28 protein-coding genes and 1 pseudogene are annotated in these 24,848 nt (G+C 55.9%); 10 read left to right on the forward strand and 19 right to left on the reverse strand.

Annotated features, from left to right (window positions below; translation table 11 throughout):
• Together BLM14_RS22385 and BLM14_RS22390 are read right to left on the reverse strand one after the other, a co-directional pair.
• Positions 1-402, reverse strand: coding sequence for a hypothetical protein (locus tag BLM14_RS22385; RefSeq protein WP_100002045.1), 402 nt, complete (start codon positions 400-402; stop codon positions 1-3).
• Entirely contained in the window at positions 399-1,166 is a 768-nt protein-coding gene (locus tag BLM14_RS22390; RefSeq protein WP_133123864.1) for a ParA family protein, read from the reverse strand. Before BLM14_RS22390 ends, BLM14_RS22385 begins: the two co-directional genes overlap by 4 nt.
• Before the next feature lie 409 nt (positions 1,167-1,575).
• On the opposite strand from BLM14_RS22390, the pseudogene BLM14_RS22395 reads away from it, so the two are divergent.
• Together BLM14_RS22395 and BLM14_RS22400 are read left to right on the forward strand one after the other, a co-directional pair.
• Positions 1,576-2,223, forward strand: a pseudogene (locus tag BLM14_RS22395) (two-partner secretion domain-containing protein); the annotation flags it as partial.
• 322 nt (positions 2,224-2,545) lie between these two features.
• Positions 2,546-2,848 carry a helix-turn-helix domain-containing protein gene (locus BLM14_RS22400; protein ID WP_100002047.1) on the forward strand — a complete coding sequence of 101 codons (303 nt, stop codon included), beginning with the start codon at positions 2,546-2,548 and terminating at the stop codon, positions 2,846-2,848.
• A 1,000-nt stretch (positions 2,849-3,848) separates the two neighbouring features.
• Here BLM14_RS22400 and BLM14_RS22410 read toward each other — a convergent pair.
• The 11 genes from BLM14_RS22410 to BLM14_RS22460 form a co-directional block, all read right to left on the reverse strand.
• Entirely contained in the window at positions 3,849-4,040 is a 192-nt protein-coding gene (locus BLM14_RS22410) for a hypothetical protein (protein WP_133123865.1), read from the reverse strand.
• Between the two features lie 165 nt (positions 4,041-4,205).
• Positions 4,206-4,532: a DUF736 domain-containing protein gene (locus BLM14_RS22415; RefSeq protein WP_100002050.1), complete on the reverse strand. Its 327-nt coding sequence runs from the start codon at positions 4,530-4,532 to the stop codon at positions 4,206-4,208.
• Positions 4,533-5,260: 728 nt separating this feature from the next.
• Positions 5,261-5,668 (reverse strand): hypothetical protein, encoded by a 408-nt coding sequence (locus BLM14_RS22420; RefSeq protein WP_100002051.1) that lies wholly within the window; start codon positions 5,666-5,668, stop codon positions 5,261-5,263.
• A complete protein-coding gene (locus BLM14_RS22425; protein ID WP_100002052.1) occupies positions 5,661-5,918 on the reverse strand; it encodes a type II toxin-antitoxin system Phd/YefM family antitoxin in 258 nt (85 codons plus the stop codon). The genes BLM14_RS22420 and BLM14_RS22425 overlap by 8 nt, the downstream gene beginning before the upstream one ends.
• A 153-nt stretch (positions 5,919-6,071) precedes the next feature.
• Complete coding sequence (locus BLM14_RS22430) at positions 6,072-6,497, reverse strand: hypothetical protein (protein ID WP_100002053.1); 426 nt, start codon at positions 6,495-6,497, stop codon at positions 6,072-6,074.
• Positions 6,487-6,819, reverse strand: a complete 333-nt coding sequence (locus BLM14_RS22435) for a type II toxin-antitoxin system prevent-host-death family antitoxin (protein ID WP_335672083.1) — start codon at positions 6,817-6,819, stop codon at positions 6,487-6,489. The genes BLM14_RS22430 and BLM14_RS22435 overlap by 11 nt, the downstream gene beginning before the upstream one ends.
• Positions 6,798-7,241 (reverse strand): hypothetical protein, encoded by a 444-nt coding sequence (locus BLM14_RS22440; protein ID WP_100002054.1) that lies wholly within the window; start codon positions 7,239-7,241, stop codon positions 6,798-6,800. Before BLM14_RS22440 ends, BLM14_RS22435 begins: the two co-directional genes overlap by 22 nt.
• A gap of 87 nt (positions 7,242-7,328) precedes the next feature.
• Complete coding sequence (locus BLM14_RS22445) at positions 7,329-7,592, reverse strand: hypothetical protein (protein WP_100002055.1); 264 nt, start codon at positions 7,590-7,592, stop codon at positions 7,329-7,331.
• A gap of 238 nt (positions 7,593-7,830) precedes the next feature.
• Entirely contained in the window at positions 7,831-8,166 is a 336-nt protein-coding gene (locus tag BLM14_RS22450) for a hypothetical protein (RefSeq protein WP_100022264.1), read from the reverse strand.
• 38 nt (positions 8,167-8,204) lie between these two features.
• Positions 8,205-9,164 (reverse strand): ArdC family protein, encoded by a 960-nt coding sequence (locus BLM14_RS22455; protein ID WP_100002057.1) that lies wholly within the window; start codon positions 9,162-9,164, stop codon positions 8,205-8,207.
• A gap of 340 nt (positions 9,165-9,504) precedes the next feature.
• On the reverse strand, positions 9,505-9,795 hold the full coding sequence (locus BLM14_RS22460) for a hypothetical protein (protein WP_100002058.1): 291 nt from the start codon (positions 9,793-9,795) through the stop codon (positions 9,505-9,507).
• 477 nt (positions 9,796-10,272) lie between these two features.
• Here BLM14_RS22460 and BLM14_RS22465 point away from each other — a divergent pair, with 477 nt between their 5' ends.
• A complete protein-coding gene (locus BLM14_RS22465; RefSeq protein ID WP_133123866.1) occupies positions 10,273-10,755 on the forward strand; it encodes a helix-turn-helix domain-containing protein in 483 nt (160 codons plus the stop codon).
• Between the two features lie 215 nt (positions 10,756-10,970).
• Here the strand turns inward: BLM14_RS22465 and BLM14_RS22470 are convergent, their stop codons facing one another.
• Positions 10,971-11,195 carry a hypothetical protein gene (locus tag BLM14_RS22470; protein WP_100002060.1) on the reverse strand — a complete coding sequence of 75 codons (225 nt, stop codon included), beginning with the start codon at positions 11,193-11,195 and terminating at the stop codon, positions 10,971-10,973.
• Positions 11,196-11,574: 379 nt separating this feature from the next.
• Here BLM14_RS22470 and BLM14_RS22475 point away from each other — a divergent pair, with 379 nt between their 5' ends.
• The 3 genes from BLM14_RS22475 (at position 11,575) to BLM14_RS22485 (ending at position 14,378) form a co-directional block, all read left to right on the forward strand.
• Positions 11,575-12,279, forward strand: a complete 705-nt coding sequence (locus BLM14_RS22475; protein ID WP_100002061.1) for a response regulator transcription factor — start codon at positions 11,575-11,577, stop codon at positions 12,277-12,279.
• 239 nt (positions 12,280-12,518) lie between these two features.
• Positions 12,519-13,769, forward strand: coding sequence for an 8-amino-7-oxononanoate synthase family protein (locus tag BLM14_RS22480; RefSeq protein WP_100002062.1), 1,251 nt, complete (start codon positions 12,519-12,521; stop codon positions 13,767-13,769).
• Between the two features lie 78 nt (positions 13,770-13,847).
• Entirely contained in the window at positions 13,848-14,378 is a 531-nt protein-coding gene (locus BLM14_RS22485) for a GNAT family N-acetyltransferase (RefSeq protein WP_100002063.1), read from the forward strand.
• Here the strand turns inward: BLM14_RS22485 and BLM14_RS22490 are convergent.
• From BLM14_RS22490 to BLM14_RS22510, 5 genes are all read right to left on the reverse strand, one after another.
• Positions 14,375-15,874 (reverse strand): M81 family metallopeptidase, encoded by a 1,500-nt coding sequence (locus tag BLM14_RS22490; protein WP_162293223.1) that lies wholly within the window; start codon positions 15,872-15,874, stop codon positions 14,375-14,377. The two genes, BLM14_RS22485 and BLM14_RS22490, sit on opposite strands and share 4 nt — an antisense overlap.
• A 46-nt stretch (positions 15,875-15,920) precedes the next feature.
• Positions 15,921-16,997 (reverse strand): ABC transporter substrate-binding protein, encoded by a 1,077-nt coding sequence (locus BLM14_RS22495; protein ID WP_418314255.1) that lies wholly within the window; start codon positions 16,995-16,997, stop codon positions 15,921-15,923.
• Positions 16,998-17,052: 55 nt separating this feature from the next.
• A complete protein-coding gene (locus tag BLM14_RS22500; protein WP_100002066.1) occupies positions 17,053-17,793 on the reverse strand; it encodes an ABC transporter permease in 741 nt (246 codons plus the stop codon).
• A 106-nt stretch (positions 17,794-17,899) separates the two neighbouring features.
• Positions 17,900-18,808 (reverse strand): ABC transporter permease, encoded by a 909-nt coding sequence (locus BLM14_RS22505; RefSeq protein ID WP_100002067.1) that lies wholly within the window; start codon positions 18,806-18,808, stop codon positions 17,900-17,902.
• Positions 18,808-19,914, reverse strand: a complete 1,107-nt coding sequence (locus tag BLM14_RS22510; RefSeq protein WP_100002068.1) for an ABC transporter ATP-binding protein — start codon at positions 19,912-19,914, stop codon at positions 18,808-18,810. The genes BLM14_RS22505 and BLM14_RS22510 overlap by 1 nt, the downstream gene beginning before the upstream one ends.
• 283 nt (positions 19,915-20,197) lie before the next feature.
• Here BLM14_RS22510 and BLM14_RS22515 point away from each other — a divergent pair, with 283 nt between their 5' ends.
• The 4 genes from BLM14_RS22515 (at position 20,198) to fabG (ending at position 24,838) form a co-directional block, all read left to right on the forward strand.
• On the forward strand, positions 20,198-20,890 hold the full coding sequence (locus BLM14_RS22515; protein ID WP_100002069.1) for a GntR family transcriptional regulator: 693 nt from the start codon (positions 20,198-20,200) through the stop codon (positions 20,888-20,890).
• A 107-nt stretch (positions 20,891-20,997) separates the two neighbouring features.
• Complete coding sequence (locus BLM14_RS22520; RefSeq protein WP_100002070.1) at positions 20,998-22,332, forward strand: aspartate aminotransferase family protein; 1,335 nt, start codon at positions 20,998-21,000, stop codon at positions 22,330-22,332.
• A 20-nt stretch (positions 22,333-22,352) separates the two neighbouring features.
• Positions 22,353-24,065 carry an acetolactate synthase catalytic subunit gene (locus BLM14_RS22525; RefSeq protein WP_100002071.1) on the forward strand — a complete coding sequence of 571 codons (1,713 nt, stop codon included), beginning with the start codon at positions 22,353-22,355 and terminating at the stop codon, positions 24,063-24,065.
• Positions 24,065-24,838, forward strand: a complete 774-nt coding sequence (fabG, locus tag BLM14_RS22530; protein WP_100002072.1) for a 3-oxoacyl-ACP reductase FabG — start codon at positions 24,065-24,067, stop codon at positions 24,836-24,838. The genes BLM14_RS22525 and fabG overlap by 1 nt, the downstream gene beginning before the upstream one ends.
• The last annotated feature ends 10 nt before the right edge of the window (positions 24,839-24,848 follow it).

Below are 24,848 nucleotides of genomic sequence, written 5' to 3' on the forward strand. Positions count from 1 at the left end.
TCAAAGCAACTTTCTGGCTTCCAGTGCTTCCCTGATGAGACGATAGACCGTCTTGGTCGGGATTTCCCGGTATTGTTGAGACAGCGTCCACACAAGGGAAAGCAGCGGTTCAGTCAAACGCAACGTCAGTCGCGCATGCGCCGACTCAACACCCGCCGCATAATCTTTCATGCGTTCTTGAACCGTCGATCTCTGGCGTGGCTTTTCGCTCGCACCATCAGACTCAAGTTGCTTTTTGGTTTTTGTGGCGAAGTACGCTGCGGTCTGCGAAGGCGGCGTAAAGGCAAGGCCGGGATCGCCTTCGGCCGCAATTTTCACATCAGGCAATTCTGGCACGCGACGGTTTCTGGCAAATTGCAGGATGCTGTTGTCCAGACTCTCTTCGTCGCTCTTCTCATTCATGTCTGCGCCTCCCTCAGAAGCTGAATGATTTCATTGTTGAGGATATTGACGCCTTCGATCGCGCCGTAGACAGGCTCTAGCGCCTTTTGCCTCGCTGACGGCGTCAGTTTCGGATTACTTTCGAAATGTGCGCGCCAGTCATAGAGGGTTCCCCAACCGGCCGCGACACGGGCGTAGTAATCGCGGGTCTTGATTATGGGTTTGGCCAAGGGGAAGTTTGCGTTGACCAGTATCTTGGCCGTTTCAGCTACAGCTGGCGAATTGATATTGAAGGGATGAAGATTGTTGAAAATCGCCTTGTAGGGAATCACCGGCCGCTGCATCTCTTTTCCGTTGGTCTCAAGGATGCTGCGGATCGCCATAGCTTGCGTGGCGGAAGTTGCCTCGTTGATGACGGGAATGAGAACGGCGTCACATTGCTTGTAGGCTTCGACTGCCCTGTCATGGAAAAAGCCGCCGACATCAAAGAGCCGGATGTCGCTGGCCGGTATCGAAGCTACAGCGGTATGGAAGTCCTGGGTAGCTGGAATGGCCGTAAGCCCGATGCCCTCAAGCCTGTAACCGCGTTGCCGGGAGACTGTATGCCACCTCGTCGTGGATTGCTGTTCGTCGCAATCCACGACATGAACCGACGCGCCCTGCTGGGCGAATTCTGCGGCGATCAGACTGGTCAAAACTGACTTGCCAACCCCGCCCTTCAGATTGGTGATGGCGAGCGTTAACCCGGCTGCGTTGACGTGCGTTGGGATCCTTCTGGCGTTCATATGATCGGCTGCCGTACGGTTGCTGATGGGCGGATTTGAACGATCGCGGTTGCTGCTGACGACTTCAATTACTAACACTAGAGTGTGATATTTCGATTTACTCGAAGATGCAACCCTATTTTAGCTCTGAGAGCAGGCGGGCGCCTCGCGTTAACATTCGGAAACTTTTTGTGTCGCTGCCTCTATCGATCGGTAGCTGCGGTCTTGGCGCTTTTGCGGCACGAGTTAATCCAAACGTCCTGGGCTTTCTGCCAATCAGAGAGAATTCATTGACGCCTCGCGCATTTCGCCGGCTGTCTGGTGGCAATTTCCGTCTGTTTCCGGGCTGGATAGCGATCGCGTACACGAAATAGCGCCAGGCAAAGCCGCATGGATCGGGGACAGAGCGATGAAGACGAAGCCTGGACACCTGGTGTTTCAGCCGGCTTTGGTAGCGGCGCAGAGCGTCACACCGGAAACCACGGCACCCGCTGCCAACCAACCGGGGATTGGGGCGGCGCCGAATGGCGTACCACTGGTCGATATCGTAACGCCCAACGGCCAAGGTCTATCTCATAACAAATACGACAATTTCAATGTCGGGTCACCCGGGCTGATCTTGAACAATCACAATGGCGAGGTCGGCACCTCGGCGCTGGGCGGTGCGACCCCCCGGCAATGCGAACTTGCGCAATTCCGGTCCGGCAACGGTGATCCTCAACGAGGTGACCAAGCAAAACCGCTCTGCACTGGAAGGTCCGGTTGAAGTGTTCGGCGGGCCGGCCGATGTGATCATTGCCAATCCGGCTGCGGTTTCATCAACACGCCGCATGCGACGCTGACGACGGGAACACCTGATATCGGCGCCGACGGGCGGCTCAGTGGTTTTACCGTCAACGGCGCTGACGTCACCTTCGGCGCGAAGGGCGGGAACTTTGCCTCCGGGCAGGGGGCTGTTGATCTCTTCGACGTGGTCTCACGCTCGGTGCATGTCGATGGCACCATCTACGGCAAGGATCTGCGTCTGACGGCGGGACGCAACAAGTTCAATTATGCGACCGGCGAGGCAACGGCGCTCTACGAGCCGCCTGTCCCGTCCTTCCGCCATTGTCCTTAGGAAATTCAGGTTGTGCGATGGAGGGCCGTAGTTTGTCAGGGTATCTCACTTGGGATCAAAGATCATCAGGCCTGTCAGGATGCCATTTATGCCTACATAAAGTCTCTCGACCCGGCTGAACGGTCCCGTGTTTTGCATTCATCCGGCTATCTCTCCACCGAGGTACACCGTTCGGTAGACGCGCATAAGTTGCATTTTCGTCTATTGTCAGCAGGACATACCAATCCGGGGAACGAGCACGGCATACCTGGTCAGGCAAAAGTCTTTAAATAGGGAAAAACAAATGGAGCAGCAAACTGTTCTCGGACAAGGTGCGCAAGCTATAATTTCCATTCACTGTCATCCGGTTGATCTCTACGTCGGTCAGCAAATTCGCCGTCGACGAGAGGCCATTGGTGTTTCGCAGCAGGCACTTGCGAGAAAGGCCGGCATCTCTTTCCAGCAAATTCAGAAATACGAACGCGGGAAAAATCGGGTCAGCGCCTCTAAACTCTACGTGGTGGCCTGCGCACTACGAGTTCCAATCACTTATTTCTTCCCAGAGATCGACGAGACTGACCCGATCCCGACAAACGGGCCGGACTGATTTCAGGGCGCAAGCCCGCACTGTCCCCAGCTCCTTATCAGCAGAGTTACCGAAACCACGTCTTACTGGGCGCGAAGGATTACAGCAGGCGAATGGAAGATCGTTGAAAATAGAATTCGATTTTCTCGACGACGCAACCCTGTTTCAGTTCTCGGATAATCAGAGATTAGGAGTTTGAGAATCCGAGAGTTTCAGAGTCTCAAACTGTGCGAATCTGAGACTTTGAAACTTTGAGAGTCTGATAGCTTGAGAATTTGAGAGTTTGAGATTCTAAGACTTTCGGCATATGAGAGTGCGAGAATCTCGCCTGCAAATAATCCCTGTTCACGTCCCGAAAATCGCAGTTCTCGTAAACTGCCAGAGCGGTACCTTTTATCGCCCTGCGGGCGAAACGGACTTCTGGCACCAGAAGTCCTATCCTGCCATTTAGAGGCCTATAGCAGCGAACTCTATCCCAAGCGATCAGATCAAGACAAATACCAACCTCGTTGGTCGAACCGAAGGTCAGCTTGGAATCAGATAGAAGGCGCGACGGAGATTGGCTTATAAGTCAAAAGTGAGCCGTTGTCCCGAGCGTCCTGGCGAAAACCAGACACCAGAATGGGTTTCGTTTGCGATGGTGCGACGGGATGAAACGGCGAACGCAACGCAGATGAACACGCCAAAATGAGCCGGAAGCATGACGGGCGATGCGAAATGCAAGGAGCGATCATCGTCCTGAGTTTGAAAGTCTCGGCAGCGTCCACCCAAGGCGGCCCGAAAGGGGCGCTCGGAAAGAGCCTCAAGGTCGATGATGGCCCGCGTGGTGACAAACTGCTCCGCTCATCAAGCTTGGATTTGTCTCGCTCGTTGAACAGGTTCCTCAGGACATTGGTGCCGGGATAAACGTAAGGATCGTCGCTGCTCATCAGGCGGCACGGGCCTTGCCTGCCGCAAATTCCATGTCGACGAGGAACATGGCTTCCTCATCCGTGAAAAAGCCCGCTTCACAAAGCCAGACCTAGGCCATGCCAGGAATGCTCACTTCATTACCGGAACCGCGCATGATGGCGAAAATGCCCTCGAACTCATGAGTCATCATCCCCCGGACCATCGGCGCAAAGACGCTTTCGTCGAGCGTGCGAAAATGCTTTTCGTACAGTTCAACGGCTTCTTCTTTGGTGGTAAGGACGGTTGAGAATACAACGTCCATGACGCTGTCTTGTAGCATGCTAGCGCAGAAAAGACAATGTTTTCCGTGGTTTGCGGGCGTGCTGGCTGCGCCATGGTCTTGTTCCTTTCCGTGGATAATTGCCCTTTTGTGCGGTGCAATCAACAGGATGAGACCCCGCCGAGGCGGGGTCTGTCATGCTGTTGATTAGTTCTCACCGGGGTTCCAGATCATGACGTATTCGTCTTCCTTGCCGCCGGGTGCCTGCGCGATGTTGGCGAAGATCTTGCCGAATTCGGGGGCGGTGAGGGAAACCGAGATGTATTCCTTGCCGCTGGTCTTCGTTGTCCGGGTCCACGCGGCGCCGACCTCAAAGCCGTTCTTTGTGGCGATGACGCGGAAGTCGGGTTCGTCGCTGCCATCCTTCTTGGTGCGGTTTTCGAGGACGGCGATGGGAGCCTTGATCGTCAGGGTGGAGAGGGTGCCGCGGAAGCCATTTTCGGTGCGGGAGAGGGTTGCGAGTGTAGAAGCCATTTTCAAATCTCCTGATTGGCCGGGATCATTCCCGTTGACGCCCCCAGAAAAAGCGCAGGGCAGTCGGGCCGGTCACACCAGGACATCAAGTGGACGGCGGATTGACCCTCTTGGGGCAAGGAGGCGGACGCTTGGCTGGCTTGGGGCTTGACCCCGGAATGACCTGAAGGGCGGAGGGGGATCACCCACCCCGCAGGGGCGGCGATAGTCGTGATCGCGCAGCGATTATGGGGATACCGCCCGAAAGGGAAATGCAGCGGGTTGACCGGCACGGCGGCGGCGCTTCGATCAGGGGCGTTATGGGAATGATCCCGGCCAATCAGGAGATTTGAAAATGGCTTCTACACCCGTGTTCCCGACTGCTCGATAACGCTTTGACGACATAGCCCTCATCCGCGTGGTCAGGGATATCTCCACAGCCTCCATCAGTTGCACAGCAGGACGGCGAGGCGAACGGCATTCGCTGCGCCATGGCAATACGCCATTGATCGGGACGCTGCTGGGCTGGCCCGTTCATAGCATCGGCAGACGCCATCTGAGCGATCCCACCTGGTCGCGGTCTGCACAATGTTTTAGCCCGCGACAGACGGGGCCGGTCGCAGCAACAGGGCAAGCCATGATTTGGACGGTGGTCCTACTGTGAACAGACAAGACAATCGCCACTGGGGGTGTCGGGATATCGACCGTTCAAACCGATGTTTGCGCAAAGGAGAAGGATGAGGAATTTGTCAGCGCCGGGGAATAGCCCGGATCGATCCTTTGCGGATAGCAATAGCGGCTGCGGCCGCAACGCGCGCCATAAATTTTCGACTGAACGCTCCAAGAGGTTCGGCGTCCTCGATGGCGAAAGATGTTTCCAGATCGTCGCTGTTGAATTCATCCACGATGATCCAGGCGGGCGTGTAAAGAGTGGCACGGCGCGCCTCGATCTCGGGGATTTCGATGGCATCTGCCCGCGGGTCTGGCCGACGGCTGGCAATCGGAAACAGGAGGGTCGTTTTTTTGCCTTCCTGTCCCCGCAAAATAATCATTACGCATGTCTGTCGGGTCTTGCGTCCGCTTTCCTCGCCCCGATCATATTCCCGTCCCCACAAATAGGAATAGAGGATGACATCGCCGGGCCCGAATTTAGTCATCCTGGCCACTGTCCTCAGTTGCTATTTGATCAAGACCGACAAGAAAATGCTCCCGTTCCTTGGCGCCGAGTCTATCAGCGCGATGAACGCGTTGTGCACTTGCACCATGCTTGAGTCGGTCGAACTGATCAGCGGTCAACAGGACAAATTTGCGCTTTCCGCGACTGGTGATATCAACAGGACCGCGAAAGGCGGCCTCGATGACTTCGCCCGATTTGTTGCCAAGTTCGGTCAATGAAAATGTTGGCATAATGGGCCTCCAAGAATATCCCCTGATTTAGTTAATTTAGCTGATTTAGCTAAATTCAGCAAGTACTCCGCGTGAATGGAGGATGTCCCTGATGGTATCGAACGAAGTGAGGGGTTGCGGGGAGGCTCGATGCCCGCGTCAACCCACAAAGGATCAGCGCGTGCGGTCAACACGCCCCTTCTTACTGCGTATGGTAATAAGAGTGGCGGCTTGCACCTTCTTCAGAAAGGGTCGGCTGAACCGGCCTTGTGGTGGGCTGTTGATGGGAAAATCCCATGACTGCTCAAGGATATCGTAGTTGTATTCCGAAACAGTAATCCAGCCCCGCTTTGAATCGGTCAGCCCGGCTCGTTTCAATTCGAGTTGGGGGATTTCGATTGCCGTCTGGTCGGCTGTCGGCGGTGTCCCGGAAATAGCAAGCATGACGAGGTGGGTAAGATTTTGCGCATCGTTCCTAAAGGCCAAGGCAACACAGGCGGGACGATCCTTTTCCCCTTCGTCACGCCCAAGGTCGCGTTGCCATTTCCACAAATAGGCATACAGGACAATGTGGCCTTCCTTATATTGGTCAATCGTCATAGTCAGAAGAACCGTCGTTAATACGCTGCTCAAGTTCTGTCGCGAGCATGTCAGCAAGTTCCGGCGGTGTTTCTCCAACGCCATAAACGCGGCGGGGTCGGCCGCGTCCCTGCATTTTTTCGTAATCCTCGATACTCATCAGAACGAAGCGCGGCTTTCGATGGTGCGTGATCGTGACCGGTTCCTTGCTGGCAACGTGGGTCACAGTGCCGATTTGCTGCGTGAGTTCGACGGTGCTAAATGTCCGCATGGCGGAACCCTTCTGCTGATAATTCAGAATATATATATATTCCATATATTTCAAATAAGCAAGGTTGGCCATGGTCTTGCGCGCTGCAACTCGATCGCGTCAACGATCATGCGAAAAGCCCGATCGATCGGCACTTCCTGATTATCTCCGCTGAACAGTGCCGCGAACAAATCGCCGTCAACCGGCATTTTAAAAGCCGTGCAAATCGCGACAATATAAGTGTCGAGCATTTCGCCACTGATCAACGGGCCACCGTCTTCAGCCTGTTCATAGAATGCTGGATCGAAGTGGATGTAAGTCATTGCAGCCATTGCCCATAGAATCACCTCCAGTTCCTCCAGATCGTTGCTGATCCAATCGGTCCTTTCGATGAGAAGGTAATATTTGCCGCGCGCATCGTCGGGATTGTCTTCGATGTAGGTATCTCCTGCATAGACATAGCCGGTCTTGGCGACGCTATCGGGATCAACGCCAAGACGCGCAGGAAGGTCCAATTCCGGGTGTGCGGGCCGCGCGAAATTCTTTCAACGTGAGCATCTGGCCAGTCTCGCAGTCTGAATTGGGGTCGCGGTCGCCATCAATCATGGGAACATCCAGAAACCATTCCGGGAGGTCGAAGGCGGCGAGGGCGGATGCAAGCGCGTCCTGCACGTCATTCCATTCGACCTATTCGGGGCCTTGGCATAGGCACGGATGAGCTTGCGGCATGCATGGGCGGCTTTGTCGGGATGAGGTGCACCATCGATCCCAAGGTGCACATTTGCCGCCTCGAGACTCAATTGATCTATGATCTCGCGGATTTCCTGAATTTCTTCAGGCGGGAAAAGCCTATGAGTGTTGTTCATGGTTGTCGTCCTTGTTTTTAGCTGTGGGTGTAACCGTCCGGCTCGTTGGCAAGCCACATGCCGCACCATGGAACGGCAATGACAAACTCCATGCCGACGGTGCCGTGGACGGTCTTGCGGAAAGACCGATAGGTCATTGCCTAATTGTGCCTGATCCAGATTTTGACAAGGCTTTGGCGCTGTTCGCGGGTTGTGCGGATCATCGGGTTTTTCCTTTCATCAAAAGAGGGAAGGCGCATCAAGGCTTGGTTAAATGGCGGGTGATATCGTGGCTGATGCGCCGCGCTTCGATGGTCCGGAATGTCTCTTCAATGGTGTTGCCGTCCCAATTGGCCTGATCAGAACTGATAGCGTCCTGTATGATCTGCGCGGCAGCGCGGGCATGGCTGAGATTGCGCGTGTGGCAGATGATGACGCCCTTGACGTTGGAAACGGTGTAGTCGGGCGCGTCGAGCGGCAGACGCGGATGAATGTAGAGGTCGCCAACTTTTTCGGCGTTCTCGAACGTGTAGCTTTCTCCGGTGCGCGCGTCGGTTGTCGTGAAGGTGGCCTTTTCGGGATTGAACATGCACATGGCGTGATCCTTTCTCGGGGCAAGGGATGAAGCCGCTTTCAAGCGGCCTCAGTCAGGTCCTCGGCGTCCTCGGATTGCGGTTCGGCATTGGCTTCAAAGGCGAGCAGATAATCGGCGGATTGGCTGGCAAGCCGGGCGGCCTGAAAGATTGCGCGCTTGTCATCCTGCAAAACGGCGAGCCATGATTTGAGATAGGACGCATGGCGTACCGTGGGTTCAATTCCCATGGCCGCGGCAACGAAGCTTGCGCCTAGTTCGGCGCAAAGCTCTTCGCGCGCGCGCTCGCTGTTATCGGAGTGGTAGCGGCTCAAGTCGCGGTCAAGGCGGCTGGTTGCACCAGCCCAATGAATGGCCTCATGAAAAAACGTCCGCTCGAAATCGAGCCGGTCGGGAAACTGCGACGGGTGCGGCATGGAGATGAAATCGCCTTGCGGGGTATAATAGGCGGTATCTCCGCCTATGCGTAGATCGATCTTGGCGGCAGCGATTATGACGGCGCTGCGCTCCGGCACGGTTGCCAGTTCCGGCGTGACGGTGACAAAGGCTTCTTCCGGTAACTCGTCGCATTGATCGACGTTGAAAACGGTAAAGCCTTTGAGGAAGAAAACCGGCTTCGCATCGCGATTTTCCTTTTTTGCGGCTTGCCGTTCCTCTTTCGGAATGAACTTGTCCGCGTAAACCACAAGGGTTCCGCGCTCGCCCTTGCTGACACATCCGCCAAGCTGTTTGGCCTGATTGAAGGTCAGCCAGCGGTTGCTTTTGTAAGCGCCTTCATCCTTGGCGATCCACAGCAACAGGGTGTTGATGCCGGAATAGAGCCGCTGGCTCTTGGCGTTGCGCGGCATGGAAAAGGATGCAAGCGGTTGCGCTTCTGGTGTCTCGGCAAAGCTTTTCCATGGCCGCGCCCACGGAAAGACGCCCTTTTTCAGTTCCGCAATGAGTTTGTCGGTGATTTCCTGATAAAGATCGCGGCGTGGTGTCTTGGCTGTTGCGGTCATCGGCTTTTCTCCCAAAAAGAAATGGACAGGCAGGGTTCAGGCCCTTTCCTGAACCCTTGCCCGTCGGCGAGACCGGGGTGAATTTTGCAACTTGACGAAAGGGGAGGGGGATCACCCGCCCGAAGGGACGGCGCAAAATCCGCGCATGCGGATCCGCGCCGGTTCTGCACGACGCGGCTCGTCGCCGGGCAAAGCCCGCGACGGCAAGGAGGAAGAACGGGGACACCCCGAAGGATGGTTGCAAAAGAGGGGAGGCCCCCTGATGCACGAGGATGATCCAGCGGCCGGAACGGCCAGGCCGAAGCATCAGCGCTTCATGAAGGAATGTCGCGCTTGCGCGTCAGTTCGGGAGAACGGGTTTGATGTCGCCGGCGAGGATCATTTCGGCAAATTCGTCGAAGTCCTCGATGTTCATCAGGAAGACGTTGTGTCCGGACAGTTTCAAGGTGTCGGAAAGGCGCATGAGCACAGGGCCATCGGCCGCAGCGACAAGCGCCTTGCCAGCGGGCGGGTTATGCTGATCCATGGAAGGAGCAAAGGCGATGGACTTGCCGTCAACGAGCGACATATGGAAGTAGCCAAAATCGTCTTGCTTGAGATAATCGCGCAAATCGTCGGAATGCTGTGCCATGGACGAGTTTTAAAATGATTTGGTCTGTTCCGGCAAGCGTTCACGGTAACCTCTTGTTTACCATAAATTCTTAAGCGTTGTTCCGGAGCACGATTGGTAATGTGTAGGCCTGTCCGAACGGGCAAGCGGATCACCATCGGGCGCGCAAAAGGCGCTTAAGCGTGTAGGTGTGCGGCTGGCGGACGGGAGCGAGAAGCGGTTTATCGTGCCCATTGAGGCAGTCACAAACGATCCATCCCCCACTTTTGATGACACCAAGGGCCGCTTGATCATCCGTGCCGGTTGAGGAATTGTCATATCATCGGCGCAATGCCAATGCATCGGAATCGTCAATCTCGGCGATCGTGTACGTCGGATGCTGGCGAAGGACGATCTTCATAGGGTTGAATTGATGAGTTTCAATGCAGCTCAAGTTTGGCCTATTGTGCCACAGATGACTCATGAATCAAATTAGAGTATTATTTCTGGAGCGGCAATTTGGCCGCCGACGGCCGCAAATGCGCCAGTTGGGCCGATCCTGTTAGTCTTTCTTTTCCGTTGGATACGAGTAAATATCCAGCGACTAATGTAGGTGGGCGGACACAAGCAGCCGATGGTTGTTGTGAATTAAGGGAATATTTAATGCCGATATACAAGGGCGGGTTGGAGAAAAGTGTGGAGTCGGCGATTTTTCCAACGCGCATGGCTGCCGCCTTGAACGCAATCCGCAAACGCGATCGTATCAAGTTGAAGGACCTGGCCGAGCGTGTCGGCATCTCGAACACACACATGACGAAAATAATGCGGGGCCAAGCCAATATTTCCCTGAGCTTGCTGTATTGTTTTTGCAAGGAATTGAACGTTCCAGTCACGGCCTTGATTGGAAAATGGGCCGACGGCTCAATCGGAATCCCGGAGACCTCAAAGGTTGGTGATCCGGGCGAAACCAGTGGTGACGATTATGAAGCTGTCTTGTACTGAGCAAATCGTTTTCATGTTAACCGCACGAATCTGCACGATTGAGCCTTGCCGGGCGATGCAGCGGTGCCTTTCACCTTCCAGTCTTTTCCTGGTGAGGCCATTGCCGGCAGCCGCCATCTGCAACGCATACGCTACCAGGGTGGATCACAGAACTGTGCCGCTGCTTGTAGGCCTTGTCGGGGCGGAATGCCAACTCGGCCGCGAGCTGGTGCAGCCTATGCCGGATTGATGTTGTCCTTTTGTAACCGCTGGAAAATCTCGAACCAGAAGCGATAATCGGTGGTTCGCCCATCGCACCGCGCACCGAGCGCGCACCAAGCTGCTGCAACACTCGCATTTTTCCCATATAATGATTTAGCGGCTTCTATCGCCGCATCGGTATCCCTTCCGCTCCAAACCGTTTTTTCGTCGTCGGTTGATGAACAAGCGAATTCAAACATGTCGTGCTCCCGCGTGAAGCCGGCAGGATGGTGTCGATTTGCCGGACGTTCTCCATCACGATTCGTGAGACACGACAGGCAGCCCTGTCTTTACGTGTCGTCCCTGGCAGTCGAGGTATCAACCGATCAAGCGTTGAGCTGGCCACATTTGCTGCTCAAACTGCAATATTCCAAATTTCGAGTGGTGACGCAAGGCGAACAGGACCAGGCGAGTGCTCGATAAAGCAGAAGCTTTCCAGAACGGAGCGTCGCAATTCAATGGAGCAAAAATTATGACTTTTCACATCAAGAATGTTCGGATATTTTGTTGCAACAAAATTGCATCCTCCTCGCTGTTCGCAATTTCCTCGACAGCTACTCCGGCACAGGAAAGAGAAAAATGCTTCCTTTGATACTGATTTGTTCGCGCGACGCCGAGTTTTGCCTGATGTTACAACATATACTTAAGGCCGATGGTTTCGAAAGTCGCATGGCCGAGACTGTGCAGGAAGCAGTGCAGCGGGTAGAATCGGGTGATGTCTCGGCGGTCATCGTCGATTGTCAGCCGGACTCAAGCCTTGCTCCTGCCATTTGCATCGAGGTTAAATCAAGCAAAACTGCAGGTGGTGTGCCCATTGTTGCATTTGTCACACCTGGTTGCGGGAACCGCTATCTAGAACTTCTCAAGGCCGGTGTCGACCAGGCTTTTGTACGCCCGATTGCGCCCGAGTTGTTCCTTGCCTATTTGCATTCGATCGTTTCCTCTCACCAAGGCGAAAAGCCCGCCGGGGACGACGGGCACATTATCTCATTCGGAAAGATCAAAATACTAGCCGACAAATACCGCGTGCAACGGGGAGACGGCAAGGATATCCACCTCAGCCCGATTGAATTCAGGCTGCTGTGCAAAATGTCGAGACTACCGGGACAGGTCTTTAGTAGAGAAGAGCTCATCCGCGCGGCTTGGCCCGATAACATTTTTGTCGAATTGCGAACCGTGGATGTTCATATTGGAAGGCTTCGCAGATTACTCGTCCGAGAACTCGGTATGGATCTTATTCGAACGGTGCGCTCTGCAGGTTACGCGATGGAAGTTGCGGCCTAGATTGAATGCGTCCAAGCTTCAAGCGCAGTATTTCAGCGAACGTTGGTGTAAACAAGCGAAATAGGAACAACACCTTTCGTATACGTCATGAGATATTATTATAATTTCACAGAGCCTTTATAGAAATTTGTTTGAAACCGGCCGAATATTGCCGCGGGACTTTCCTTGCACTTTATGGCTTTGGAATAACTCGCTCAAATAGAAGTACTCCGGCTCGTTTGCCGCATTAAGGAACCAACATGGCTCAACCACAAAATGCCACGACACAAGCCGTTCAGCGTCATCGCAACACAAGCAAATTAATTGACTATGCTGATCCGTACTTTGCCACGGCGCACCTTGAGGGACTGATGGCACTTTACGCCCGTCCGCTCGATGGCCGGGCAGTGGAGTTAAGCACAGGCGCGGCGAAAGGTCGTCGCGTGGTCGATTTTGTCCGCTGTTCTTACCTTGGCCTTGACAACCATCCTGCAATCATCGAGGGCGCCCTAGAGACAGTCGCACAGTGCGGCGCGTTGCACTGGTCATGTGCGCGTACGCGTCTCAATTTCGATTTTCTGGGGCAACTTGAGGAAGCGCTATCCAATCTCTTTTCTGCGCATGTCATTGCCTATTCATCTGTCCTTGCTGCAAACATGGGCGCATTACCCCTTCTGGCATCGGGTCATCTGACGGGTAATGTCAAGCCGATTATGGTATTCGATCGGTTCGCGCACGCGACGCTGGCTTTCCACAAGGGAACGGTTGCCGAAGAAGCGGAAGTGATTACCATCGAGCATAATGACCTGGAAGCACTGGAGGTCATATGCCGCGAGAATCCGTGCGTCGCCTATATATGCGACGGCGTCTATTCCATGGGAGGCGCGGCGCCTGTCGATCAGCTTCTTGCCCTGCAAGCGCGTTATGGTCTCTTCCTATATATCGATGACGCACATGGGATTTCGCTGTTTGGCGACAACGGAGAGGGTTTTGCTCGCTCCCATTTTGGCGGGGAACTCGGGGAACACACCATTATCGCTGCTTCTCTTGGCAAAGGGTTTGGTGCATCGGGAGGCATCTTGATGCTTGGCACTGCGCGCCAAGCCGAGCTCTTCCGGCGATTTTCGCTGCCTCACGCGTTTTCCGCTTCTCCGAATCTCGCGGCCATTGGTGCTGCGCTTGCGTCAGAATCTTTGCACAGGACATCCGAGCTAGCCATGTTGCAACAACGTTTGAGAGAAAATACCAAGCTATTCGATCGTTTGTTTCCAACGCCATTCACGCACGCCGACCTGCCCATCAGGACGATAGAAATCGGCGACGAGCTCGCAACGATTGGCGCGGCGAAAGCAATCTTGGACCAGGGTTTTTATACCTCGGCGATCTTCTTTCCAACGGTCGCGAAAGGACGTGCCGGGTTGCGAATCTGTCCAACAGCCGGGCATAGCGAAGCGGAAATCACTGCGCTGTGCCAGTTTCTCGTCGAAACATTGCAAACGGCCCCGCATTAGCCACCCCACAACAGGCTATCGAGTTGTGTTTGATCCATCAGTGACGGCGGCTGCGAGGCTTTCCGCAAAGGAGGAAACTTGCTGATTGAAACCGAACGCCTTTATATGCGCCCCGTGCACGCCTCCGATGCCACTGCATTGTACCACCTGCACAGCGATCCGCTGGTCGTACGGCTGACGTCGAATGGAAGTGCGCTGTCGCGAACACAATCCGATGAACGGCTGGACCTCTATTTGCGCGAGTGGCGGGAGTATCATTTCGGCTTTTTTATCGTCTATGAAAAACAGTTGAGCGGCGACCTTGGTTTTGCCGGTCGCTGCGGGCTGCGCAATCTTGATGGCAATAGTGTCGAACTCGGATACTGCTTCAACACGCGGGCCTCGGGGAGGGGGCTGGCAACCGAGGCCGCCACCCAGATTACTCATTTTGCTTTTTCACACTGCAAGCTGGAAAAACTGGTTGGCTTGGTTCGACCTTCCAATGCGCAATCCTCACGGGTTCTGCAAAAGCTCGGTTTCGTTTACACGGCCCTGAGCATTCAGCGCGGCGTTGAGTACCGCCGCTACGAACTCCACCACAAGGGAAGGCCAGGTGAGATATTTGCCTAATGCGACGGAAATCTGTCGCGTCGAAACGCCTGGGTCATGACAGTCAGATCTGTGATATCGTGCTCAGGCCAAAACCGGGCGTTGCGATAGACGAGCGATCCCTTGGTGTAATAGCCAACGCCAGGACTGCGAACGAGCAGGGGGATGGCAAGTCCGGCAAAATTCAACTTGAAATGATAGCCGGATTTCACAACGATAAAGTCCTGCGAGCCGATATCGACGCCTTGACTGGTGAAGACCGCCGGATCGTGACTGAAGGCGGGTTTCGTTGTGATGACCACATGCAGGCGCTCGTCAACAAGAATGGTGGCGGTAGGGCCCAACGCGCTTGGTTCACCCCCTTGAAACGGGCCAGCAAGGACAAAATCTCCGTCACTGAGGTGAATGACCCTTCCCCTGACTGACAAAGGTTGGAAATGCGGAGTAATCTTGCCTCCGATTTGAAGCGAAACCGGTTGATCGATGCCCGCTTCGAACGCGACCTTGACGGATTCGGGATCGGTAACAGGGATTGCACCCCGCAGTCCATCCGCTCTTTGTAACGAAGCCTGAAGGATGGCTGTGCTGTCGCCTGGAGCCCCTGCAAGGACACGATCCCCCATATCGGCCAGAACCAACGGACGTTGATCACGCCTTGCTGCCACCCTCGATAAAGCTTCGTCGATGGAAACCAGATCGTCCTTAAAGCGGTCGCGCTCACGCCAGAACGCTTGCGCAAGCGGCGTGGCCACCTCACCGCTCAAGCTGTTGTCATTTGTGAGTACCACGGCAGCCTGACCGATATCGGTGTCGTCGGCATAGCGGAAGACGTTGAAAAGCGAGATATCCCAAATAGCATCGTCCACGTCGGAGAGCCGTCTTGCTTCTTCGTGGATTTCAAAAAGTGGACCTGACGCTGTTTCTGCCGCCCCGGGAAGGATCATAGGCACTTTGGCCATCGTCATTACCGGACGCAAGTTGCCCTCAAGTACTGCCAAAAGACAGTCTGCAACTTTGTGGCCGCATTCGACAACGTCCGAATGCGGGTTTTCCTTGCAGGCAATGCAGATATCGACCGCTTCGAGCATTGCCGGGGTCACGTGCGCATGCAGATCGAGGCCGATTCCGATAGGGGTTCGGCTGCCCACGCTGGCGCGCAGAGATGTCAGAAGATCACCTTCCGCGTCGTCAAGCTGTGTCGTGGCCATCGCGCCATGCAGCTCCAGGGCGATGGCATCGGGCTTGTGGAGCACCGCATCAGCGATGAGCCTTGCCTTGATTTTCTCGTAGAACGCGTGATCAACGGGGCCGCCCGGCGCCGCTATTGCCGATATGCTCGCAATGACGCGCGCATTGCGCAGCTGCAGCTGCGCGATCATGCCCGACAGGGTCGAGCCCGACGACGCAGCGGTTTTGAGCAGAGCCTCATCCTTTAAGATCTGGAAATCGCCACCCATGGTCACTTTTGGATTGAATCCGTTTGATTCATGCCAGAGGCGCGCGACCAAGATGCTCATTGAACTGTCCTGCATTTTCCGGATTTCCCCGCTGTTGCCTGTGGTTTCATTGTATCCAGGCATTCCACCGCTCCAGCATTTTGGCCGCATTCTGATTGATCCATTTGGCATCCGGCACGACAACATAATCCTTGATATCCTTCGAATTTGGCATGGCGGCGCGCGCCTGCGGCGACATCAATTCCACGGCAGCGCTAGACGGCGGGGTACATGAAAGCACCTCACACACTTTCGCCTGTGCCTTCGGCGAATTCAGCCAATAGGCGAGAAGCTTCAGCGCATTATCCTGATTGGGCGCATTCTTGATCAGCGCCACACGGTCTGCGACAAGGAAGGAGGCTTTATAGGACCATGCAATGGGCTGCCCCTCGCTCTTCAATGCCTGTGCCCGGGTCAGCCAGATTTGTCCCAGAGAATAATCGCCGGTACGAAAGCCCTGAACACTTTGATCGCCGCTTTTCCACCAGAGCGAGACGGACGGACGGATGCGCTCGAGTTTGGCGAGCGCCCGGTCTATGTCGAGTGGAAAAAGCGACTGACGCGGGACGCCGTCGGCGAGGAGCGCTGCGGCCATGACGCGCCAGGGATCGTCGAAATTCGGGAATGAACGGCCGCCGGGAAAGCGCTCCGTGTCCCACATGTCGGCCCAGCTTTCAGGAGGTCGCCCCTTGAACGCGTCACTGCGAAAGGCCAAAAGCGTGGCATTGGACAGCAAACGAACGCCGGCAGCCGTGCATGCATCGACGGGCAGATCGCTGCGGCCCGAAAATTGCTGGCAGAAGCTGCTTAGATCTTGCGCCGATTGGTGGTGTTGATCGGAACTCGCCTGAACTTCGCCCTGCAGATAAAGATCCCACGTCACATTGTCGGCCTGAACCATCGCCGCTGCCTTGGCGCGCATTTGCGTATTTGACCCGGCAACGGTCACGACCGAGATCCCCGTCTCCTTGGTAAAGGGGTCGAACCAGGCCTCTCGCAAAGCCAGTTCATAGGCACCGCCAGTTGTTGCAATAACCACCTGGCCCGTTGCGATCGCACCGTTGCCGGGCATAAGGCAAAGTGTTGCGAACACCCCCCACAGGAGTTTCGGCCTGAGCCAACCAACGCGTGTCCTTGTTCTCATCAACATGATCCTTTCGTTTCAACTGGCTTCGGGAGTGGCATCGGTTCTGATCCCCTCAACGGTGTCTTGCCTGGTGGATGAGACCCATGAGCAGGAACGAGACTGCGACAAGCATCGTCGATATGGCGGCAATGACAGGTGTCAGATTAAAATCGATATCCTTGAACATCTTGCTGCTGATGGTTTTGCCGCCGACATCCGAGAGGAAAAAGGCAACCGTCGCCTCGTCGAAGGAGGACAGGAATGCAAAGACCGCTCCCGTAGCAATAGCCGGCAATATGTTGGGAAGCACCACGTAACAAAAGGTCTGTGCCCGGTTGGCGCCACAGCTGAGCGCCGCAAGCTCGAGGGAAACATCAAAACGCTGCAGCGCTGCCATGACGCTGATCACCACATAGGGAACGGCGAGCACCGTATGAGCCACGAGGAAACCGGCGAAATTGCCTGTCAGGCGCAGCGGGGCAAAAACGAGATAGAGCGCGACGCCAAACACGATGTGCGGAATGATCAATGGCCCGAGGACAAGGGCCTGGATTATGTGTTTACCAGGCAGATTCCCACGCACCAGCGCGATTGCCGCCAACGTCCCCACGACAATCGACGTGGCGGTTGTCGCTAGTGCTATCTTCAGGCTGAAGAATGTCGCCGCCATCCATGTCGGGTCATTGAAATAGGCCTGATACCAGCGCAAGCTCAACGCGGCAGGAGGAAATTCTATGTAGGACGCCGTCCCGAGCGAAATCCCCACAACAATCAAAGTGGGTAAGACGAGAAACAGCAATATAAGCCCGATCATAAAACCAATAGCCAGTGTTATCACTACTTGACGACCGGGTGCCCGGTTTGGGCGTATTGCAACAAGGGTTTCTTTGCGGCGGGCGTGCCGCGACAGGATAATTTGTTCAGTTGACACCTTGAAACCCCCTGTTGGTTGCGAATGCGCGTCTGAAGACGAGAACAAGAACTAAAGTCAGTAGCAGAAGTATCGTCGCGAGCGCTGCGGCAAAGGGCCAGTCGAGAAGGACGGTCACCTGCTGGCCGATCAACGTTGCGGCCATCAACGTGCCGGGGCCGCCGATGAGGGCCGGGGTAACGTAAAACCCTAATGCCAAAATGAAGCACATGACGCATCCGGCAAACACCCCCGGTAAACTCAAGGGGAACGTCATACGCAGGAAGGCTGTAACAGGGCCGGCTCCAAGATTGCGTGCCGCCTGTACATAATCGAGTGGGATCGATCGCAATGCTGCAAAGATCGGCAGGATCATGAACGGCATGAGCACATGGGTCATGGCGAGCATGACGGCGCCTTCCGTGTGAAGAAGCCTGAAGCCAGTCTCGGTGATCCCGGTCTCTTTAACGAGGCGGTTGATGACGCCGTTGCGTTGCAACAGAACGATAAAGGCATAGGATCGCACCAGGACGGGTGACCAGAGCGCGATCAGCACGCACGCCGTCACGGCGGATGCGAGGCGCCCCTTGGTCCGTGCCATCACATAGGCGATCGGGTAACCCAGCAACAGACTCGCCGTCATCACGGCAAGTGCAACTTTTGCCGTTCGCAACATCACCTCGAAGTAGAGTGGCTCTTCGAACAGCCGTCGATAGCTGGAAAAATCGAGGTGCGGACTGAAAAGGCTGAGCCGCACCAAGTAGGCAATCGGCAAGATGAAGCCGAGCAGCAAAAGGACGAGAAGCGGCGACAAGAGCGCCAAAGCCATCGCGGGCGAATAGTGGCCGGCGGACTGGGAAACGCGGTGCGTAGCGCTCCTATTCTTAACGGCAGGACGTGAGATCTTTGCCATGGCCATCATGTCCCAGCGACCGGAAAAATCTGCGCTGCGTCGGAATCGGCGATGAGAGCGACGGCCTCGCCTATTTGAGCAAATGGCACCGGTTCTGTTGCAGCGACGTGGACCTGCAGGAGCGGATTTCCTCTCGTCGCGATCCGAACCAGAACCGTGCGAAAGGCGCCCACGAAAATACTTGCTTCGACATGGCCGGGAATCGCGTTCTCCCCGTCCTCGGGTCGTACCAATTTCAGTCGCTCGGGACGCAGGGCGACACGTACCAGAGCGCCTTCCCGGAAGGGTTCCTGGGCTAGGCAGCTTTGCAAAGAGACTTTGAACGTCGATGTGTCTGAGACACGGATGATTGCGCAACCGTCTTCACAGCCGAGATACTCCCCTTCAACGAAGTTCATCTTGCCAATGAAATCGGCGACAAAGGCCGACTGTGGCTGTGTGTAAAGCTCAAGCGGCGTACCGATTTGAGCCAATTTACCTTTAGCCATGACCGCAATGCGGTCAGACATTGTCAGGGCCTCGTCCTGATCGTGCGTGACGTAGACAACGGTTGCGCCGACCTTTTTCTGAAGCGCCTTGATTTCCAGCTGCATCACCTCGCGCAGATTCTTGTCCAGTGCGCCAAGGGGCTCGTCCATGAGGAGGACGGGCGGTTCAAAAACCAGAGCCCGGGCGAGAGCGACACGTTGCTGCTGTCCGCCGGGCAACTGGTTCGGGTATCGCTGCTCGAAACCGTCAAGTTGAACGAGCTGCAGTGCGCGCTTTACGCGCTGTAACGTCTCAAGTTTTGCAACACGGCGCATGCGAAGGGCGAACCCGACATTCTGCCCAACCGTCATATGGGGAAAAAGGGCATACTTCTGGAACACCATGCCGATGTTGCGCCGGTTGGGTGCAAGGGATGTGACATCTTGATCGCCAATCGCGACTGAACCGGCACTGGGCGCTTCAAAGCCGGCGATCATCGTCAAGAGTGTGGATTTCCCTGAACCCGATGGGCCGAGGATCGACAGGAACTCGCCGCTTTCGATTTGGCACGAAACATCGGCGACCGCCAGCGCTTGCCTGTATTGCTTGCTCAGCCCCTTGAGCGTCAGCGACCGTCCAATCATTCCTGTCTCCTTCCTTAATATGCGATGGGCGCAATCATCTGTGACAAGCGCCGGTGCCGGTACGAGCCGACGGCCCAATTTGGACTTGGTCGGCGTTTTTCCCGCGCAATCGCCTCGAAAACGCCGTTCAACGAGCATTTTTCGGGCGATTTTGCCGCTAGCCAAGAGGACGCCGCCCTCAGAAAGTGATATGACACAGTGATGTCACACAAAGTTTGCATTGCATCATTTCTTCATTTTGATGCAACAAAATATTCACAATGTCAACGCGGGGAAAAATTAAATGAATGCATCGCCTGAAACCGGAGGGATCGAGCTGGGCAAGCAACAGGTTCGTCTTGGCGACATTGCCTACGAAAAGCTAAAGGAACGATTGATCCGGGGCGCCTTTGAGCCTGGGCACAAGCTGACGGTCCGGGCAGCCGCGCAAGCGCTTCAGGTCAGCTCTACCCCGGCGCGCGATGCCATCAACCGCCTGGCTCTCGAGGGAGCGCTGGTCTACACGGGCGCAAAAACGGTAATCGTCCCGTATCTGGATGCACGAGCTCTTGAGGAAATCACCTTGATTCGCCTGGCGCTGGAGGGCTTGGCGGCCGAACGGGCCGCCATGCATGGCACAGCGCAAACTATCCTGGAACTCGAGACGATTCAGGTGCTCATCAACGCAGCCCTCGACGAGGGGCGCTACACAGATGCGCTTTGGCATAACAAGGAGTTTCATTTCCTTATTTATCGATTGTCAGGAATGCCGCATCTGTTGAGCCTCATCGAGCCGCTTTGGCTGAGGATCGGCGCGTCGTTCAACAATCTCTACCCCGAGTTCGCCGAGGCGAAATACGGCGTCCATAACCACCACGCGGCGATAGAAGCAATGGGCGAACGCGATGGTTCGAGCCTGCGCGCGGCGATCGAAAGCGATATTCGCGATGGATTTCGCCGCTTGAAAAAGGCTGCGCAAAGCGCTCCCGCCCGCTAAATCTCGATATTTCGCGACATTTTTGTTGCATCATTGTTATTTCCATGCTTTTTGTTGCAACAAAATGGCATCGCGCAACTATGCGCCGTAACCCGGGATGACAGTGGATGTTTAGAGATGATGCATTGCAGGCAGAGCGGATGCGCGATTGTTCCGTGTCGAAGCGGTTCTATAAGCGCGCACGACGTGTGTTCCCCGACGGCACGACGCGAGTCACCGTGGAAGCACGACCCCAACCCACTTACGTTGCGCGCGGCGATGGGGCCTATCTCATCGATGTCGACGGCCGGCGTTTTCTTGACCTAAACAACAATTTCACGACCCTCATTCACGGTCATGGATTCGTTCCGGTGGTAAAGGCTGTTACGGCGGCACTTGCCGGTGGCACCTGTTTTGCCAATCCGACCGACAGCGAGATTGCGCTGGCCGAGCTTTTGACAGGCCGCATTCCCGCAGCCGAGCGCATAAGGTTCGTCAACAGCGGGACCGAGGCGGTGATGTTCGCCATCAAAGCGGCAAGGGCATTTACCGGGAGGCCCGGCGTCGCGCGCATCGAGGGTGCATATCACGGTGCTTACGACTGGGCCGAAGCCGGGCAGGGCAACGCGCCTGCCACCTGGGGCCCCGCCCACAGGCCATCGGCAAGACCGGCCTACAGGGGCACGCCAAAATCGGTGGGCGATGACGTGGTGATTTGCCGTTTCAACGATGTTGCCGGCGCCGAAAGCGCCATAAGTGCGGCCGCTGACAGGCTCGGCTGCATTTTGATCGATCCCATGCCAAGCAGGGCAGGATTACTGCATCCGGATCCCGGGTTTCTGGAGATGCTGATGCGCGTGGCCAGAAAGTTTGACATTCTCATTGTCGCCGATGAAGTGCTCAATCTGCGGCAGGGTTTTGAGGGCGCTTGTGCCCGCCATGGCCTGGCACCAGATCTCATTGCTCTGGGGAAAATCATCGGCGGTGGCTTTCCCATTGGAGCCATCGCGGGTCGCAAAGAGATCATGACCGTGTTTAGCTCGCTCCATGGCAGGCCCGCGCTTCCGCAGGGCGGCACTTTTTCCGCCAATCCCATTTCCATGATCGCGGGCCGCGTGGCAATGGAGGCCATGACCCGGGCCAAGTTCGAAGAGCTTGATGGGTTTGGCGAACAGCTGCGGCAAGGAATGCGTGCGGCGATCACGCGCCGCAACGCTGCGTTTTGCATCAGCGGCGAAGCTTCTCTTTTCCGCATACATCCAAGACCAACAATCCCTGTTGATTTTCGTCAAGCATACCTCAGCGCGGAGGGCGCGGCCACAATGCAGCGCCTGACTGCGTTTTTCCACGAACGCGCAATTCTCCTGCCCAACGCAGCAGCGGCCTGTCTTTCGACCGCTATGACACAGGGCGACATCGAGAAAATCGTCGATACATTCGACGAATTCCTTGATGTCCTTTGACCTCAACCCAAGGAACGATAATGGATACTAATGTTCAGCAAACTGTTGCGAGCCGAGTTGCGCTCGCGCTTCAACGCCACGGCGTCACCCATATTTTTGCGCAAAGCCTGCCGTCGGCTGTGATCCTCGCAGCAGAAGCGATCGGTATCCGCCAGGTCGCGTATCGTCAGGAAAACATGGGCGGCGCCATGGCTGATGGCTATGCGCGCTGCTCGGGCAAGATTGGCGTTGTCGCGGCTCAAAACGGTCCGGCAGCTGCCTTGCTCGTGCCACCGCTCGCCGAGGCCCTGAAGGCAAGCATTCCCGTTCTCGCGCTTGTTCAGGATGTCGAACGCGATCAGACGGATCGGAACGCCTTTCAGGAACTCGACCATCTTGCACTTTTCCAAAGCTGTACGAAATGGGTTCGCAGGGTCGTTGTTGCCGAGAGGATCGAGGATTATATCGACGCTGCCTTCACCGCTGCCGGATCAGGGCGGCCGGGTCCGGCAGCGCTTCTTCTGCCCGCTGATCTTTTGCGGGAGACCGCGCCGCGCCCTGCCTTTGTCCGATCGCTTGCACTCGGCGCTTGGCCGCTTGACCGCCCACGTCCGCAGGATTCCCTGGTGCTAGAAGCGGCATCGCTCATTGCGAGCGCTCGATCGCCCATCATTATTGCCGGAGGCGGCGCCCATTGCAGTGGGGCGTCAGAGGCGCTTGCTGCCCTCCAGCAGGACTGCGGCATTCCTGTTTTAACCACCAATATGGGCAAGGGGGCGGTCGACGAGCATCATCCCTTGTCGGGTGGTGTTCTTGGTTCTCTGGTCGGTCCGGGTTCCCTTGGTCGCCATACCGCTGCAATGGTTGCGGAGGCTGACGTCGTCGTCCTCGCCGGCACGCGAACGAACCAGAACGGTACCGACAGTTGGCGTCAATTATCTATGGGCACGAAAATCATTCATATCGATATCGACCCCGCCGAAATCGGACGAACATACGAGTGCTTGCGTCTTCAGGGGGACATGCGGGAAACATTGACAATACTTCGGAGCTTCCTGCTCAACAGTGATTTGAATTTGCGTTCGCTGTCGCGCCAGAGTGTTATCAACCGCATCGCATCTTGCTGGGAGAGATTTGAGACCGACAACCGCGCGCAGGCCCTTTCCTCAACGTCCCCCATGAGGCCGGAACGGGTCATGACGGAGTTGCAGGCATTGCTCACGCCGCAGACAATTGTCGTTGCGGACGCAAGCTATTCGTCAATGTGGGTTGCGGGGCAATTGCGGTCCCTAGCGCCGGGCATGCGGTTCGTGACGCCGCGCGGTTTGGCTGGTCTCGGCTGGGGTTTGCCGCTGGCTCTCGGCGCTAAGGCAGCGCGGCCAAACGATCCAGTGGTTTGCATCGTCGGCGATGGTGGTTTTGCCCATTGCTGGGCCGAACTCGAAACCATGGTGCGGTCGCATCTGCCTGTCACCATTGTCGTACTCAATAATGGCATTCTTGGTTTTCAAAAAGACGCAGAGACGGTCAAGTTCGGCAAGTACACCACCGCGTGTCATCTCGGTAATGTCGACCACAGTCTCATCGCCGAGGCGTGCGGTTGCCCGTCCGTACGCATCAGTGATCCGCTCGATCTCGCCGAGCATCTAGGCCGCGCATTGCAGGATCAAACCGCGCTGTTGCTCGAGATTATGACAGATCCGGCAGCCCATCCGCCGCTTTCCCTGTTTGCGCGCATGGACGAGGCTGCGTGATGACGGGCGAACTTGCGCGTGTCGCCGTGGTGACGGGGGGAACGACCGGGATCGGCCTTGAAATCGCAAGGTTCCTTTTGCGCTCAGGGTATCGGGTTGCGGTTTTCAGTCAGAGCCGGGATCATGTCCTGGCGGCCGAGGCGACGCTCGCCGAGGAATTTGGATCGGAGAACATTTTTGCCCGCACCGCAGATATTGCAAATCACCAGGCGATCACAGCTTTTTTTGGTGAACTGACGGCTATATGGACCGCGCCCACGATCCTCGTTTGCAATGCGGGTATATCCCCAAAGGGTATAAATGGCGCTGTACCTTTTACCGGTATTGGCCTTGACGAGTGGAACGAGGTGATCTCGATAAACCTGACCGGTGCAATGCTGTGCTGCCAGGCTGTGGTGCAAGGCATGGTTGAAGGCGGGTTTGGCCGTATTGTGCTCGTCGGCTCCGTGGCAGCGCGGGGCCGCCCGAAGATTGCAGGAACAAGTTATGTTGCCTCGAAAGCGGCTTTGTCAGGTTTGGCGCGAGCATTGATCGAGCCCTATTCCAGTCATGGCATTACGGTCAATCTCGTGGCCCCGGGGCGGATAATCACCGGTATGTCGGGGTCGGCGAACAGCCCGTCCAATCTGGCCGCTATTGAGCGTATCCCGTCGCGCCGTTTTGGCAAACCTGAGGAGGTGGCAGCGCTCGTCGCATTTCTCGTGGGCGAGTCCTCGGGTTTCATCAATGGCGCAACGATCGATATCAATGGCGGCGAATTTGTTGCCCCTTAGACGGCGGGCA

The sequence above is a fragment of the Phyllobacterium zundukense genome (assembly GCF_002764115.1).
In the GTDB taxonomy this organism is placed as follows: Bacteria; Pseudomonadota; Alphaproteobacteria; order Rhizobiales; family Rhizobiaceae; genus Phyllobacterium; species Phyllobacterium zundukense.

Excerpts from the sequence above, each read along its gene's own strand:
- BLM14_RS22455 (WP_100002057.1), bottom strand. The coding sequence starts at position 9,164 with ATGACCGCAACAGCCAAGACACCACGCCGCGATCTTTATCAGGAAATC.
- BLM14_RS22470 (WP_100002060.1), bottom strand. The coding sequence starts at position 11,195 with ATGTTTGAATTCGCTTGTTCATCAACCGACGACGAAAAAACGGTTTGG.
- fabG (WP_100002072.1), top strand. The coding sequence starts at position 24,065 with ATGACGGGCGAACTTGCGCGTGTCGCCGTGGTGACGGGGGGAACGACC.
- BLM14_RS22415 (WP_100002050.1), bottom strand. The coding sequence starts at position 4,532 with ATGGCTTCTACACTCGCAACCCTCTCCCGCACCGAAAATGGCTTCCGC.
- BLM14_RS22475 (WP_100002061.1), top strand. The coding sequence starts at position 11,575 with ATGCTTCCTTTGATACTGATTTGTTCGCGCGACGCCGAGTTTTGCCTG.
- BLM14_RS22390 (WP_133123864.1), bottom strand. The coding sequence starts at position 1,166 with ATGAACGCCAGAAGGATCCCAACGCACGTCAACGCAGCCGGGTTAACG.
- BLM14_RS22480 (WP_100002062.1), top strand. The coding sequence starts at position 12,519 with ATGGCTCAACCACAAAATGCCACGACACAAGCCGTTCAGCGTCATCGC.
- BLM14_RS22520 (WP_100002070.1), top strand. The coding sequence starts at position 20,998 with ATGTTTAGAGATGATGCATTGCAGGCAGAGCGGATGCGCGATTGTTCC.
- BLM14_RS22525 (WP_100002071.1), top strand. The coding sequence starts at position 22,353 with ATGGATACTAATGTTCAGCAAACTGTTGCGAGCCGAGTTGCGCTCGCG.
- BLM14_RS22435 (WP_335672083.1), bottom strand. The coding sequence starts at position 6,819 with ATGGCCAACCTTGCTTATTTGAAATATATGGAATATATATATATTCTG.
- BLM14_RS22400 (WP_100002047.1), top strand. The coding sequence starts at position 2,546 with ATGGAGCAGCAAACTGTTCTCGGACAAGGTGCGCAAGCTATAATTTCC.
- BLM14_RS22515 (WP_100002069.1), top strand. The coding sequence starts at position 20,198 with ATGAATGCATCGCCTGAAACCGGAGGGATCGAGCTGGGCAAGCAACAG.
- BLM14_RS22385 (WP_100002045.1), bottom strand. The coding sequence starts at position 402 with ATGAATGAGAAGAGCGACGAAGAGAGTCTGGACAACAGCATCCTGCAA.
- BLM14_RS22445 (WP_100002055.1), bottom strand. The coding sequence starts at position 7,592 with ATGAACAACACTCATAGGCTTTTCCCGCCTGAAGAAATTCAGGAAATC.
- BLM14_RS22420 (WP_100002051.1), bottom strand. The coding sequence starts at position 5,668 with ATGACTAAATTCGGGCCCGGCGATGTCATCCTCTATTCCTATTTGTGG.
- BLM14_RS22510 (WP_100002068.1), bottom strand. The coding sequence starts at position 19,914 with ATGATTGGACGGTCGCTGACGCTCAAGGGGCTGAGCAAGCAATACAGG.
- BLM14_RS22495 (WP_418314255.1), bottom strand. The coding sequence starts at position 16,997 with ATGAGAACAAGGACACGCGTTGGTTGGCTCAGGCCGAAACTCCTGTGG.
- BLM14_RS22500 (WP_100002066.1), bottom strand. The coding sequence starts at position 17,793 with ATGATCGGGCTTATATTGCTGTTTCTCGTCTTACCCACTTTGATTGTT.
- BLM14_RS22410 (WP_133123865.1), bottom strand. The coding sequence starts at position 4,040 with ATGGACGTTGTATTCTCAACCGTCCTTACCACCAAAGAAGAAGCCGTT.
- BLM14_RS22505 (WP_100002067.1), bottom strand. The coding sequence starts at position 18,808 with ATGGCCATGGCAAAGATCTCACGTCCTGCCGTTAAGAATAGGAGCGCT.
- BLM14_RS22450 (WP_100022264.1), bottom strand. The coding sequence starts at position 8,166 with ATGTGCATGTTCAATCCCGAAAAGGCCACCTTCACGACAACCGACGCG.
- BLM14_RS22425 (WP_100002052.1), bottom strand. The coding sequence starts at position 5,918 with ATGCCAACATTTTCATTGACCGAACTTGGCAACAAATCGGGCGAAGTC.
- BLM14_RS22430 (WP_100002053.1), bottom strand. The coding sequence starts at position 6,497 with ATGACGATTGACCAATATAAGGAAGGCCACATTGTCCTGTATGCCTAT.
- BLM14_RS22460 (WP_100002058.1), bottom strand. The coding sequence starts at position 9,795 with ATGGCACAGCATTCCGACGATTTGCGCGATTATCTCAAGCAAGACGAT.
- BLM14_RS22490 (WP_162293223.1), bottom strand. The coding sequence starts at position 15,874 with ATGAGCATCTTGGTCGCGCGCCTCTGGCATGAATCAAACGGATTCAAT.